Below are 12,873 nucleotides of genomic sequence, written 5' to 3' on the forward strand. Positions count from 1 at the left end.
TACAGATGGGCACTTGTTTAAACAGTTTATTTACTTTACTGTAAAGTAAATAAACTGACGGGGTAAGGCGGATGTTCAACGAAGGAAAATGGGCAAAGCTGTTTTGTTTCATTGGATTATCATTTCTTCCCTGCGTAGCGAAGGCCTCACTGCTGAGTCTGGCTACGCAGGATCAGCAGATTCAGGCGGCATGTTCACGTGTAGATGAGCCGGCTCAGGCCAGGCTATGTCACGCCCTGCTCGTTAGCCAGCAGGCGGAGCAGCGCCAACGCTATCTGCATTTTTTACTGCAGCAGAATATTTTCAGTATTCAGACCTATGACTTTCTGTGGGGTGAATACCAGCGTACGACTGCATGTTCTGAAATCAGCCGCTTTTTTCTGTCGAGGGCGCTGGATGCGGCGCTACCGGCTCCACCCACGCCGGCATTTCCCCCATCCTCCGGGCTAAGCGAACCGCCGGCCGTGTTTGCGCTACAAGAATCCCTCAACTGACCGTAGGTGCATAACGATGCTGGCTCGCTTTTTTGTGTTTCGCCCGGTTTTTGCTGCCGTCATCGCCATCTGTATTATGGCGACCGGCGCTTTCGCCCTGCTGACCCTGCCCGTTGAACAATATCCGGATATTGCTCCTCCCGGCGTCAACGTCACCGCCAACTACCCCGGCGCCTCGGCTGAAACCGTTGAAGACAGCGTGACCCAGGTGCTGGAGCAGCAGATTAAAGGCATCGACGGCCTGCTCTATTTTTCCTCCAGCAGCAGTTCAGCAGGCCAGGCGCGTATTAGCCTCAGTTTCGATCAACGCATTGATCCTGATATGGCGCAGGTGCAGGTACAAAATGCCGTTAATCAGGCCATTACGCGTTTGCCTCAAGAGGTGCAACAGCAAGGCCTTACGGTAACCAAGTCACAGGGTGACAGCCTGATGGTGGTGGCCCTGTACGATCAAACGCGAACGCTAACCAGCCTTGATATCAGCGACTTTCTCGTTAGCTCCCTGCAGGAGCCGCTGAGCCGGGTGGAAGGCGTGGGGGAAACGACCGTTTTCGGCGCCCAGTACGCGATGCGCATCTGGCTCAATCCGCTGCAGCTGACCAGCTACGGTTTGATGCCCTCCGATGTGCAGGCCGCCGTCGAGGCGCAGAATTCTCATGTCACCAGCGGCGAAATTGGTTCACTGCCTACGCTGGAGGGGCAGTATCTGAACGCGACGGTCACCGCGCAGTCCCGCCTTGAGCATCCCGAACAGTTTGAAAACATTATTCTGCGCACCAACAGCGACGGCTCGGTGGTCTATCTGCGCGATGTCGCCCGGGTGGAGATCGGCGCGGAAAACTATCAAAACCAAACCACGCTCAACGGTTTCCCCTCAGCCGGAATCTCAATTCAGCTGGCCTCCGGGGCCAACGCGCTGGAGACGGCGGAGAAGATCCGGACAGAAGTCGAACGCCTGACGCCCCGCTTTCCGCAGGGCGTTGTCGCCGCTTATCCGCGCGACAGCACGCCGTTCGTGACGGTCTCTATCGAAAGCGTAGTGCGCACGCTGATTGAGGCGATTCTTTTTGTGGTGGCGGTCATGTATCTCTTTCTCCAGAGCTGGCGGGCAACGCTGATCCCGACCCTCACGGTGCCGGTCGTCCTGCTCGGTACCTTCGGCATCCTTAGCCTGTTGGGCTACAGCATCAATACGCTCACCCTCTTCGCGATGGTTCTGGCAATCGGTCTGCTGGTTGATGACGCTATCGTGGTGGTGGAGAACGTTGAACGCCTGATGGTGGAAGAGGATCTTACCCCGCTTGAAGCCACGCTGCGCTCGATGAATGAGATAACCGGCGCGCTGATTGGCATCGCGCTGGTACTCTCGGCGGTTTTTATCCCGATGGCGTTTTTCGGCGGCTCGGTGGGGATTATCTACCGGCAGTTCAGCGTGACCATCGTTTCGGCGATGGTGCTTTCCGCGCTGGTCGCACTGACCCTGACGCCGACGCTGTGCGCCCATCTGCTCAAACCCGGCAATCTTAAAAAAGGGCCGTTCTTCTCCGGTTTCAACCGCGGCGTCGCCGCCACTCAGAATCGTTACCTGGCGATTCTCCGGCGGATAGCGGTCCGCCCCTTCCGCTTTGTATTGCTGGCCCTGGCGCTGACGTTTTTGATGCTCTGGCAGTATCAGAAACTGGCTGGCGGCTTTCTGCCGGAAGAGGATCAGGGCGCGGTGATGGTTCAGTTTACGCTTCCCTCCGGCTCGCCGATGTCGATGACCGAAGAGGTCGGCGCGGAAATTAGCCGCTATTTCATGAGCGAGGAAGAGAATAACCTCAACGTCATCTTTATGGTTACCGGCAGAAATAACGCCGGCAGCGGGCAGAACGTCGGCATGGCCTTCGCCGAACTCAAGCACTGGGATGCGCGTCCCGGAGAACAGAACAGCGCTCAGGCGATCATTGCCCGGGCGAACCAGTACTTTGTTAAAACCTCCCGGCTGGCCAGCATCAGCGTGATGTCGCCACCCACCGTGCGCGGGCTCGGGCAGTCGAGCGGCTTTGAACTCTGGCTACAGGATAGCGCGCAAAACGGCAGCCCGTCGCTCATCGAGGCGCAAAACACCCTGCTCGCTGCCGCCAGACAACAGCCAGAACTGGATGCGGTGCGCATTAACAGCCTGGAGGAGAAGGCGCAGCTGCAGGTCGATGTTGACAGACAGAAAGCGCAGGCCCAGGGGTTGGATCAGGCCGCGATAAACAGCACTCTCTCTGCGGCCTGGGGCGGCGTGTACATTAACGACTTTATCGATCGCGGGCGCGTCAAGCGCGTGTACATGCAGGGAGACGCAGCCTGGCGTTCGACGCCGGAAAATTTATCCGCCTGGTTTGTCCGCGGCGACAGCAACAACATGGCCTCCTTCGACAGCTTCTCATCCTGGCGCTGGACCACCGGGCCACAGATGCTTCAGCGTTTTAACGGACTGTCAGCCGTGCAGTTCCAGGGCAATGCGGCATCGGGCGTCAGCTCCGGTTCGGCGATGGCGGAAATGGCCGAACTGGTGGGCACGCTGAGTGGGTTTGATCTGCAATGGAGCGGTTTGTCCTGGCAGGAGCAGGCCTCTTCAGTGCAAACGCTATGGGTATATCTGGCCTCGCTGGCCTTTATGTTTTTGTGTCTGGCCGCCTTGTATGAAAGCTGGTCGATTCCGGTCGCCGTACTGCTGATCGTGCCGTTGGGGATTCTGGGGGCCGTGAGCGCGTCGCTGCTCGCCGGATATGAAAACGATATCTACTTCCAGGTCGGTATGCTGACGACCATGGGGCTTTCCGCCAAAAATGCGATTCTGATCGTTGAATTTGCGCTGGCGCAGTTTCAGCAAGGAAAAACCTTATCCGACGCGGCGCTGGAGGGCGCTCGTCTGCGCTTACGCCCCATCATTATGACCTCACTTGCATTTGTTGTCGGCGTTATCCCTCTGGTACTCTCTACCGGTGCCGGCGCTTCCAGCCAACGAGAGATTGGCACCGCGGTGATCGGCGGTATGCTCACCGGGACGCTGCTGACCTTGCTCTTCGTTCCACTCTTTTTCCTGCTGGTACAGCAAGGAATGATGCGCCTTAAAGGGCGCAAACGGTAAGGACTCAATTGATGGGAAATCAACGCGGGCGGCCAATGAAAGCCCGCCCACGCATTTTACAAACCGCCCGCGAGCTGTTTCTCAGGCACGGGCTTGATGTGTCGCTGGATACGATTGCCGCCGAAGCGGGAACCTCGCGGCCGACGCTCTACAGTCATTTCCCCGGCGGTAAAGACGCGCTGCTGCTGGAGACATTTGCGTTTCTCAATGACACCATGCAGCCGCCTCTGCGCCAGCTTTTGCAGGAGCGTCAGCAGGATTTTCCCGCGCTGCTGCGCGGGTTTGCGAAAGTGGTGCAAGCGCACTTTTATGCGCCGGAGAATATTCACTTTCAACGCCTGCTGATCCAGGTGCTGGTGCAAAAGCCCGAACTCTACGTCACGCTCGAACAGCGCCCCTCAGGGCGCGTTTTGCAGGCACTGAGCGAGATACTGGCGCAGAAAAAAAACGAAGGTTTGCTGACCATCAGCGATCCGGAGCTCGAAGCAACGGCGTTTCTCGGCGCGATTATGGGCTATCCGCTGCCGGGGGCCTTAATTGCGCAAAAAGCGGTGGAGCCAGAGAAGCTGGAACAGCTCGCGGAATGCGCGATTACCGTCTTTCTCAAGGCCTGGGGCTACCGGCCATAATCCAGGTTTACGCAGCCACTTTCAGGCCTGTCGCCGCCCTTATTCTGCTAAGCGGATAAAGACCAGGTCTTCGGCCCCGCGCCAGAGGCCGAAGAAAGACTAATCGGCGAGCAGATCGTCATACAGCGCGCGCAGGCGGGTTCGCAGGTAGAGTACCGCTTTATGCTTACGCGACAGCAGCGCCTGCTCGCTTGCGCCGGTCTCTTCGGCCAACTCCCGATAGCTGTAGCCCTGCAGTTCGGTTTTCTCAAATGCTTCGCGCTGGGCGGGCGGCAGTTCCGCGAGCGCCTGGTTTACTGCCTCCCAGAGCAGCGTTTTCAGATACGCCTCCTCCGGCGTTTGCGCAACGCCAAACAGCGTCTCGGCCAGCTCATCCTCGGGAAAGCCACCCTCTTCTTCCTCGCTGAAATCGCCAGCCAGCGGCAGCTCACGCTTTTTTCTCGCCCTGTCGGTCATCTCGTTTCGCGCGGCCCGGAACAGCCAGGCGGCAATATTCTCCACCGGTTGCTCGACGCGGATCAGCTGATAAGTCACTTCCTGCAGGTTATCGTCCGCCTCATCCCTTTGCGGGATCCGGGCGCGAATAAACGCCTTCAGCTTCGTCCGGCAGGCGTCGAGAGCGGAAATCAGCCGCGATGGCGTCGCGATGCCGTTTTTCATTGCGCTCACTCGGGATCCGTATTTTTCACCGCAGGCTCCTGCTGCGGCGCATTTTCACTACGACGATCGCGCCAGCCGCAGTGGCCACGATGCCCGCGATGACCAAAGCGCTGTACAAACTCATCGCGCTGCTCGGGACTCATCTTCATCCAGCGTTCATGCATTCGACGCCGCGCCTGTCCCATACCGAACATTCCCGGGCGAAAACCGAGACCGCCAAACAGGATCCGCGACAGCGCCAGAAGACCTATCGCCTGCCAGAAGCCGATGCTCTTTACCCCAAGGATAGCGGGCAGTAGCGCATTCCATAGCGACATGACCAGCAGCCCGAGAACGATGATTAACGCCGCGCCGATGAGAAGCGGTTTTGCCATTCTGTGGTCACCAAAACGGTGCTGATGGCGCTGCTCGCGCCTGTCGAAATCTCTCATGCTTTGTATACCTCATAACGCTTGTGAATAGTAACCTGTGCAGAGGTAGACGAATGAGCGGACAAAATATTGCTAACAATATTTAAAAATCGACACACTTTATTTGTACGACAAATGTTATTGTGTGATCTTCATCACCTTTCGGTGCGGGCGGCGGCGGTAACGTTACCCGGTGATTCATCGAAAAAAGAGGAACTTATGAAGGCAGTAAAATCATTAAAAGCAGACTGGGCAATTATTACGCTGATGATTGTTGTCGCGGTCGTTATGTATGGCTATCTGATCCCCAAATACTGGTAATCGACGTCATACCTGCGCTGAACCGCCCCATCGCTCAGGGCGGCTCATCGACCCTCGCCATTACCGCTTATCGTTGAGCGTCTTAATCAAAAACGGCACCGAGTCGCGCAATGACGGGTTAACCGTTCCGCTATGATCCAGCCCCTCATAAATATGCACGTCCGCCCGGGTTCCCGCGCTTTTGACCGCATCCGCAAAGCGTTTTTGCATCGCCGTCGGTACGTTGATATCGACGCTGCCTATACCGATAAATACCGGATGATCGATTTTTAGCGTCGGGTAGAGCATGGTTTCTACGCTGGCGTTTAACAGCGAATCCACTCCCGGCTTGAGGGCATTCGCCGCATTGAGACCGGCCTTCATCACCTCATCGTTAAGCGGCGTAATGCATAAATGGTTCGCCTCTTTCAGCAGCGGTAGCGCTTTGTCCTGGAAATAGTCGGCGGGATTGAGCTGCGGGTTGCTGTCGGCAGCTGAAAGATAAATATAGAAAATATACGGAATTTTCGGATCGCCGCCGCTCGGCGCTTTGCCGCCTGCCGGCGGAAGAATGTCGGCTGCGGTGGTCCCTTTTTCAAAATAAGGCGTACCGGTCAGCACCGTTGCGCGAATATTAAGCTCGGGTGCATATTGCGGCTGATAGCCCGCGCTGGCGAAGGCGGCATGCGCCCCCTGCGACTGTCCTACCAGAATAAGTTCATTTTTGAGCGGAAACTGTTTCAGGGCGGCGCGAACGCTGTCAAGTACGCTCCACGCTTCGCCGCGGGCGTTCAGATAGTGGTGCAGCCCGGACGAGCCCAGACCGGCATAATCCGGCGCGACCACCGCATAGCCCAGCGACAGCCAGGTGTTCAGATACTGCTTATCGCGATCGCTGCGCGGGTTTAACGACGGCGCGCAGTGATTCGCCACGCCAACGGTACCGTGAGCCCAGACCACCACTGGCCATCCCCCTTCCGGCGTGGCGCCAAAGGGAATAAAGACCGCCGCGGTATCTTCGCGCGCGGTTTTACCGTTCACGCCGCTGTGGGAAGGATAACGCAGAAAATATTGCTTAGCCGCTTCGCTTAACCCGTTCTCCGCGCTGAGCGGAGAGACGGCATCGGTGCTGTCGGTAGCGGCGCTAGCCGGAACAGCGCTCATGGAAAGCAATAGCAGCGCAGAGGTGGCGGTAAGGAATTTTTTTGAGAGGGAATAAGTCATGACATCCTGTTCCATAATGGGGATGCACTTAGTGTAGACCCTGGCGCCTGAATACCAGCTCAATGAAGCGGGTCATTTTGCTGATTTGCATAAACCCTGAGTGGCTTCGCTTTTTATCCGCCACAAAAATGATAGATTTTTATCAATAACCTCACAGGAAGAGAACAATGTCAGCGAAAAAAGTCACCATGAAGGATATAGCCAGAGACGCCAGAGTCGGTATCGCGACGGTGGACAGAGTGTTGAATAAACGAACTCCCGTGAAAGAGAGCACCGAACGTAAAGTGCTTGAGTCCGCCAGGCGCTTAGGCTTTGCGCTCGAACAATCGCAGTATCGGCTGGCAGCCGGTCAGTCGGCGATCCCGCTGAGAATGGGGTTCATCCTGCTGCAGGAGTCGCACTCGTTTTACCATCAGCTGGCGCAGGCGCTTGAGCAGGCGGCATTGCCCTGGCATAGTCCGGCACAGGCGCCGGTGTTTCTGCATTATGACATTAACGCCATTGACGACATGGTTGCCGCAATCGCCCGCCTCAGCGAAGAGGTTGACGCAATCGGTATTGTGGCGCTGGATAATCCGCTTATCCGCCATGCCGTTGCTCAGGCCGTTGATAAAGGCGTGCGCGTCTTTACCCTGCTCTCCGATATGAGCATCCCGCAACGCACCGGCTACATTGGGCTGGATAATCAGAAAGCGGGCCGCACCGCCGGTTGGGCGGTGGACAGACTGTGTCATGGAAGCGGCGAAATCGGTATTATCGTCGGCGATAACCGATTTATTTGTCAGGAAAGCTGCGAGATAAGTTTCCGTTCCTACCTGCGCGAACATGGCAAAGGCGACCGGGTGCTGGAGCCTGTACGCAGCCACGAACGCGCCGATATCGCCCGCCGGGTGACGGAGGAGATGCTGCAGCGTTATCCCGATCTGGAGGCCATCTACGCGCCCTGCGGCGGCGTGGAAGGGATTATCGCCGCGCTGCATGCGCATCAGCGTCAGCATCAGGTCACGCTGATTTGTCATGGCCCGGTAGACCACGGCGAGCTGGCGCTAATCGACGGGACAATCGATCTGATGCTGGCTCATCGGCTTGCCGAATTCGCCTCAGCGACCGTCGACGCCTTTGTCCAGTGCGCTCACCAGCCGCAGGCGACGTTTATTAACGCCCTGCAGCCGTTTGATTTACTTACCAAAGAAAACCTCTGATCGACGAAAGCGCGGGTATATTCTCCGCGCTCCGCTTCAGCGCTACATTTGATAAAAAACTATCAATTAAAACATCAAAATAAACCTTGAATTCCATCAAAGAATTTAAATTTCATGATTGTTGAAGATGAAATTTTCATTCAATACTGGTCATGTTTTCTCCTCATCTGAAAAGGAAGCCATCATGACCATACATATTGCCAACGCGCCGTGCAGCTGGGGCGTCGATGATCCCAAAAATCCTTACCTGCCGCCGTGGACCAAGGTGCTGGAAGAGGCGGCGACGGCCGGTTATAAAAGTATTGAACTGGGGCCGTGGAGCTATCTGCCGACCCGAGCCGATGAACTCAGCGCCGCGCTGAATAAGCAGGGGCTGTCGCTGGTGGCCGGAACGATCTTTGACGATCTGGTCAGCGAAGAGAACTTTGCGAATATTGTCGCACTGACGCATAACATTTGCCGCAACCTGTCGCAGGTTCCGTCGGCGGAGAAGACGCCGGGCAACCCCTTCCAGCCGCCTTATCTGGTGATTATTGATTTCGGCAATCCGCTGCGGGCGAAATACGCCGGACACAGCGAACTGGCCCCCCGCCTCTCTCCCGACGACTGGCAGCGGATGATCGGCCATATTATTACCATCAGCCAACTGGCGTGGCAGGAGTACGGCGTTCGCCCGGTTATCCATCCTCACGCCGGCGGCTGCATCGAGTTTGCCGACGAAATCGACCTGCTCGCGGCGCAAATCCCCCATGATGTTGCCGGATTGTGTCTCGACACCGGCCATCTCTTCTATTCGGGTATGGACCCCATCAGCTGGCTGGATCGCCATTTTGATCGCCTTGACTACCTGCACTTTAAAGATGTCGATCCGCAGGTATTCAGGCGCGTGATTTCCCGCGGCATCGACTTCTTCTCTGCCTGCGCGGAGGGCGTGATGTGTCCGCTCGGCAGCGGCGCCATTGATTATCCGGCGGTGCGCGCCTTTCTCGACAAACGCGGCTATCAAGGCTGGATCACCATTGAGCAAGAGCGCGACCCGCGCAACGTCGAGGGCAGCCTTAAGGCGGTCACGGAAAGCCTGCGCTACCTGCATTCGGTTGGTTTTTAATCGGGAGATGAAACATGATTAACGGTATTAAACCTGTTGGCCGGTCGTTACGCTGGGGTATGGTGGGCGGCGGCGGAAGCAGCCAGATTGGCTATATTCACCGCTCCGCGGCGCTGCGCGACGGCACGTTTACCCTGCTGGCCGGGGCCTTCGATATTGACGCTCAGCGCGGGCGTGAGTTTGGCCAGCAGCTGGGCGTGGAGGCCGGGCGCTGTTACCCCGACTACGAAACGCTGTTTCGCGAAGAGGCCGCGCGGGAGGACGGTATTGAAGCGGTTTCCATCGCTACGCCGAACAATACCCACTACGCCATTTGCCGCGCGGCGCTGGAGGCCGGATTGCATGTGGTCTGCGAAAAACCGCTCTGTTTTACCGGCGAAGAGGCCGATGCGCTGGTGGCCCTGAGCGAAAAACAGCGCAAAATCATCGGCGTGACTTACGGCTACGCCGGTCATCAGCTGATTCTGCAGGCGCGGCAGATGATTGAGCAGGGGCTGCTGGGCGAGATACGCATTATCAATATGCAGTTCGCCCACGGTTTTCATAACCAGCCTGTGGAGCAGGAAAACCCCAGTACCCGCTGGCGAGTGGACCCGAAGTTTGTTGGTCCCAGCTACGTTCTGGGCGATCTCGCCACTCACCCGCTGTTTCTGGCGGAGACCATGGCGCCGAAGCTCAATATCACTCGCCTGATGTGCTCCCGCCAGAGCTTTGTCAAAAGCCGCGCGCCGCTGGAGGATAACGCGCATGTGCTGATGGAGTACGACAACGGCGCCGTGGGTTCGATGTGGTGCTCGGCGGTCAACAGCGGCTCAATGCACGGGCAGAAAGTCCGTATCGTCGGAGAAAAAGCCAGCCTTGAGTGGTGGGATGAACAGCCGAATCAGCTGCGCTATGAGATTCAGGGCGAGCCGGTGCGCATTCTCGAACGCGGTATGCCCTATCTGGACCCGCTGGCTCTGCAGGATGACCGGATCGGCGGCGGCCATCCCGAAGGGCTGTTTGAGGCCTGGTCGAATTTGTACCGCCGCTTCGCCATCGCCATGGATGCTACCGATCGTCGCGACGCTGCTTTGCTGGAAAACTTCTGGTACCCGGATGCCAAAGCCGGTGCTCTCGGCGTGCATTGGGTTGAGAACTGCGTACGTTCAGCAGACAGTGGCGCCAGCTGGGTCGATTTCCATTAATCCATAAATAATATTTGCCGGGCGGCGGCTGACGCCTTGCCCGGCCAAAGAGAATCGGGCCGTTCTGCGCCCGGCAAGACGCCAGCCGCCACCGGGCCAAAATGATGCACAACGGCCATTTATCGCAGTGTCTTAACGTGACAGTGTCACCAACTCTCAGCAAATTCACAGCATTGTAATCAAAAAGCGAATGTCGTATAACAGGTGCCAAACCGAGGGGTGTCCCGTGAGGGCTGAGATGGCGTAAGCCGAACCCTTTGAACCTGATCTGGGTCATGCCAGCGAAGGGACGGGTCGGCATTTCCGCCAGTTTTGCGCCATTGCCTGTTCACACTTCTTTTAGCACGCCCGGATCTCCCTATTATCAGGAGGTCCTGTGATTCTTCCCGCATTTACTCAGGGTATTTATGGTCGACTGCGCCTGCAGGCCGGTGCTGACTGGCAGCGCTACATCGCCCATCCCTTCCTGCGCCAGCTTGCCGACGGCACCCTTCCCGAACCCGCTTTCCGTCGCTATCTGACGCAGGACTACCTGTTCCTGATCCACTTTGCACGCAGCTACGCGCTGCTGGTGAGCAAGCTGCGTACCCTCGCGGAAATGCGCGTTGCCGCCGCGTCCATGAACGCCATTCTCGACGAACTGCCGCTGCACGTCGGCTACTGTACGGGATGGGGGTTGGATGAAGCGACGATGGCGGCTGAAGAGGAAGCCGCTGAAACGGTAAATTATACCCGCTACGTACTGGACATTGGCCACGCCGGCGATGCGCTGGATCTACTGGCGGCGCTGATGCCCTGCGTGGCCGGCTATGCGGAAATCGGCCTCGGTCTGCTGCACGACCCGGCGACCCGGCTGACTGCCAACCCGTATGCCTCGTGGATCCGCAACTATGGTGATGAGGGCTACCTTAACGGCGTCAATGCAGCCTTAAACCTGCTGGAAACCCTCTGGCAGCAGCGCGGCGGTGAAGCGCGTTTTGCCGAACTCAGCGCCATTTTCACGACCGCTACGCGCCTGGAGGCTAACTTCTGGCAAATGGGCCTTAACGCCCTCGCGGAGCGCCAGGCGTGATGGCTCCCGGCATCGAAGTACGCGGACTGAGCCTGCGCTTTGGTTTACGACCGATCTTCGACAATTTGACGTTCTCTATTCCTGGCGGCCAGTGGAGCTCGCTGCTGGGGGCCAGCGGCGCCGGTAAAACCAGCCTCCTGCGCATCATCGCCGGGCTGGCGAAAGCCTCTGGGGGCGAAGTTCGCGCCAGCGATGGCCTGGCGATTGCCGGACGCCTGGCGTGGATGGGGCAAAAAGATCTGCTTTACCCGTGGCTAAGCGTGCGCGACAACGTCTCGCTGGGGGCGCGCCTGCGCGGGGAGCGCATCGATCACCTGCGCGTGACCACGCTGCTACAGCAGGTTGGGCTTGAACACTGCGCCGATGACCGCCCGGCCGCTCTCTCCGGCGGCATGCGTCAGCGTGCGGCGCTGGCGCGTACGCTCTACGAAGACCGGCCCATCGTGCTGATGGACGAGCCCTTTTCCGCGCTCGACACGATCACCCGCACGCGTATTCAGTCCCTGGCCGCCCGGCTGTTGGTGAACCGGACCGTTGTACTGATCACCCACGATCCGATGGAAGCCTGCCGTCTGAGCCACCGTCTGCTCGTCCTTTCCCCGGCCCCCGGCGGGATTGACGACACGCATCGCTTGTCCGGCATACCGCCGCGCGCGCCGGACGATCCGGCGCTATTAGCCGGTCAGGCGGAGTTGCTGCAACAGCTGATAAGGGCTAACGAATGAGCGCAAAACTGTTTCGCGCCGCCGTGGTGTTCTGCGGCCTGCTCCTGATTTGGTGGCTGGTGACCCGCAGCGGCATTCCCGCCTTTCTGCTGCCTTCGCCTTCGGCAGTGGCAAGCGCCCTGTGGGTCAACCGCGCCTACCTCGGTGGGCACACGCTGATCACATTAAGCGAGATCCTCAGCGGTCTCGCGCTCGGCGTTCTGCTCGGCGTGATACTGGCGCTGTGCATGATTGTTTCGCCGCGCCTTCAGCGTTGGCTGATGCCGTTGGTGCTGACCAGCCAGGCGATCCCGGTCTTTACCCTTGCCCCGCTGCTGGTGCTGTGGTTCGGCTTCGGGATGAGCGCCAAGGTTATGATGGCGGTGCTGGTGATCTTCTTTCCCGTCACCTCGGCGTTTTTTGACGGCCTGCGCCGGGTTAACCAGGACTATCTTGACCTCGCGCGCACCATGGGCGCCTCTTTTGGCGCGCAGCTGCGCCACGTCCGCATGATGGCTGCCCTTCCGGCCCTCGGTTCCGGTCTGCGGATGGCGGCCGCCGTTGCGCCCATCGGGGCGATTATCGGCGAATGGGTCGGTTCAGCCGAAGGACTGGGCTACGTCATGCTTAACGCCAATGCCCGTCTGCAAACCGATATCTGCTTTGCAGCCCTGTTTATTCTGGTGCTACTGACCGTCCTGCTGTGGCTGGCGGTGGATGCTTTTTTACACCGGCTGATTAACTGGACGCCGGAATGAC

General features: G+C 58.2%; 13 protein-coding genes and 1 riboswitch. Of the genes, 10 read left to right on the plus strand and 3 right to left on the minus strand.

Annotated features, from left to right (window positions below):
- Positions 1 to 71 precede the first annotated feature (71 nt).
- The 3 genes from K2184_RS14895 to K2184_RS14905 are packed head-to-tail and all read left to right on the plus strand — an operon-like array spanning position 72 to position 4,247.
- Complete coding sequence (locus K2184_RS14895) at positions 72 to 494, plus strand: hypothetical protein (protein WP_004102033.1); 423 nt, start codon at positions 72 to 74, stop codon at positions 492 to 494.
- A gap of 16 nt (positions 495 to 510) precedes the next feature.
- A complete protein-coding gene (locus K2184_RS14900; RefSeq protein WP_163524940.1) occupies positions 511 to 3,618 on the plus strand; it encodes a multidrug efflux RND transporter permease subunit in 3,108 nt (1,035 codons plus the stop codon).
- A gap of 11 nt (positions 3,619 to 3,629) precedes the next feature.
- A complete protein-coding gene (locus tag K2184_RS14905) occupies positions 3,630 to 4,247 on the plus strand; it encodes a TetR/AcrR family transcriptional regulator (RefSeq protein ID WP_023329693.1) in 618 nt (205 codons plus the stop codon).
- Between the two features lie 99 nt (positions 4,248 to 4,346).
- Here K2184_RS14905 and K2184_RS14910 read toward each other — a convergent pair whose 3' ends face one another.
- Positions 4,347 to 4,907 (minus strand): RNA polymerase sigma factor, encoded by a 561-nt coding sequence (locus tag K2184_RS14910; protein ID WP_163524989.1) that lies wholly within the window; start codon positions 4,905 to 4,907, stop codon positions 4,347 to 4,349.
- A gap of 5 nt (positions 4,908 to 4,912) precedes the next feature.
- Positions 4,913 to 5,338, minus strand: coding sequence for a hypothetical protein (locus K2184_RS14915; RefSeq protein ID WP_004102024.1), 426 nt, complete (start codon positions 5,336 to 5,338; stop codon positions 4,913 to 4,915).
- Between the two features lie 198 nt (positions 5,339 to 5,536).
- Between K2184_RS14915 and ykgR the strand changes: the two genes are divergently transcribed.
- Complete coding sequence (gene ykgR / locus K2184_RS14920; protein WP_004102022.1) at positions 5,537 to 5,638, plus strand: small membrane protein YkgR; 102 nt, start codon at positions 5,537 to 5,539, stop codon at positions 5,636 to 5,638.
- A gap of 60 nt (positions 5,639 to 5,698) precedes the next feature.
- Here the strand turns inward: ykgR and K2184_RS14925 are convergent, their stop codons facing one another.
- Positions 5,699 to 6,841, minus strand: a complete 1,143-nt coding sequence (locus K2184_RS14925; RefSeq protein WP_004102018.1) for an alpha/beta hydrolase — start codon at positions 6,839 to 6,841, stop codon at positions 5,699 to 5,701.
- Between the two features lie 167 nt (positions 6,842 to 7,008).
- Here K2184_RS14925 and K2184_RS14930 point away from each other — a divergent pair, with 167 nt between their 5' ends.
- The 6 genes from K2184_RS14930 to K2184_RS14955 all read left to right on the plus strand — a co-directional run bounded on the left by K2184_RS14930 (position 7,009) and on the right by K2184_RS14955 (position 12,872).
- Complete coding sequence (locus K2184_RS14930) at positions 7,009 to 8,043, plus strand: LacI family DNA-binding transcriptional regulator (protein ID WP_016809028.1); 1,035 nt, start codon at positions 7,009 to 7,011, stop codon at positions 8,041 to 8,043.
- Positions 8,044 to 8,227: 184 nt separating this feature from the next.
- Positions 8,228 to 9,151, plus strand: a complete 924-nt coding sequence (locus K2184_RS14935) for a TIM barrel protein (RefSeq protein WP_024274163.1) — start codon at positions 8,228 to 8,230, stop codon at positions 9,149 to 9,151.
- 14 nt (positions 9,152 to 9,165) lie between these two features.
- Positions 9,166 to 10,338, plus strand: a complete 1,173-nt coding sequence (locus tag K2184_RS14940) for a Gfo/Idh/MocA family protein (RefSeq protein WP_016809030.1) — start codon at positions 9,166 to 9,168, stop codon at positions 10,336 to 10,338.
- A gap of 205 nt (positions 10,339 to 10,543) precedes the next feature.
- A riboswitch (TPP riboswitch) is annotated at positions 10,544 to 10,645 on the plus strand.
- 69 nt (positions 10,646 to 10,714) lie between these two features.
- On the plus strand, positions 10,715 to 11,410 hold the full coding sequence (locus K2184_RS14945; RefSeq protein ID WP_047719841.1) for a TenA family protein: 696 nt from the start codon (positions 10,715 to 10,717) through the stop codon (positions 11,408 to 11,410).
- Positions 11,407 to 12,135: an ABC transporter ATP-binding protein gene (locus tag K2184_RS14950; protein WP_024274161.1), complete on the plus strand. Its 729-nt coding sequence runs from the start codon at positions 11,407 to 11,409 to the stop codon at positions 12,133 to 12,135. The genes K2184_RS14945 and K2184_RS14950 overlap by 4 nt, the downstream gene beginning before the upstream one ends.
- Entirely contained in the window at positions 12,132 to 12,872 is a 741-nt protein-coding gene (locus tag K2184_RS14955) for an ABC transporter permease (protein WP_024274160.1), read from the plus strand. Before K2184_RS14950 ends, K2184_RS14955 begins: the two co-directional genes overlap by 4 nt.
- Position 12,873 lies beyond the last annotated feature (1 nt).

The sequence above is a fragment of the Klebsiella sp. K5-306 genome (assembly GCF_051835185.1).
Classification (GTDB): domain Bacteria; phylum Pseudomonadota; class Gammaproteobacteria; order Enterobacterales; family Enterobacteriaceae; genus Klebsiella; species Klebsiella oxytoca.

Coding starts and splice junctions, on each gene's coding strand:
- K2184_RS14895 (WP_004102033.1), top strand. CDS start 72: ATGTTCAACGAAGGAAAATGGGCAAAGCTGTTTTGTTTCATTGGATTA.
- K2184_RS14900 (WP_163524940.1), top strand. CDS start 511: ATGCTGGCTCGCTTTTTTGTGTTTCGCCCGGTTTTTGCTGCCGTCATC.
- K2184_RS14905 (WP_023329693.1), top strand. CDS start 3,630: ATGGGAAATCAACGCGGGCGGCCAATGAAAGCCCGCCCACGCATTTTA.
- K2184_RS14910 (WP_163524989.1), bottom strand. CDS start 4,907: ATGAAAAACGGCATCGCGACGCCATCGCGGCTGATTTCCGCTCTCGAC.
- K2184_RS14915 (WP_004102024.1), bottom strand. CDS start 5,338: ATGAGAGATTTCGACAGGCGCGAGCAGCGCCATCAGCACCGTTTTGGT.
- ykgR (WP_004102022.1), top strand. CDS start 5,537: ATGAAGGCAGTAAAATCATTAAAAGCAGACTGGGCAATTATTACGCTG.
- K2184_RS14925 (WP_004102018.1), bottom strand. CDS start 6,841: ATGACTTATTCCCTCTCAAAAAAATTCCTTACCGCCACCTCTGCGCTG.
- K2184_RS14930 (WP_016809028.1), top strand. CDS start 7,009: ATGTCAGCGAAAAAAGTCACCATGAAGGATATAGCCAGAGACGCCAGA.
- K2184_RS14935 (WP_024274163.1), top strand. CDS start 8,228: ATGACCATACATATTGCCAACGCGCCGTGCAGCTGGGGCGTCGATGAT.
- K2184_RS14940 (WP_016809030.1), top strand. CDS start 9,166: ATGATTAACGGTATTAAACCTGTTGGCCGGTCGTTACGCTGGGGTATG.
- K2184_RS14955 (WP_024274160.1), top strand. CDS start 12,132: ATGAGCGCAAAACTGTTTCGCGCCGCCGTGGTGTTCTGCGGCCTGCTC.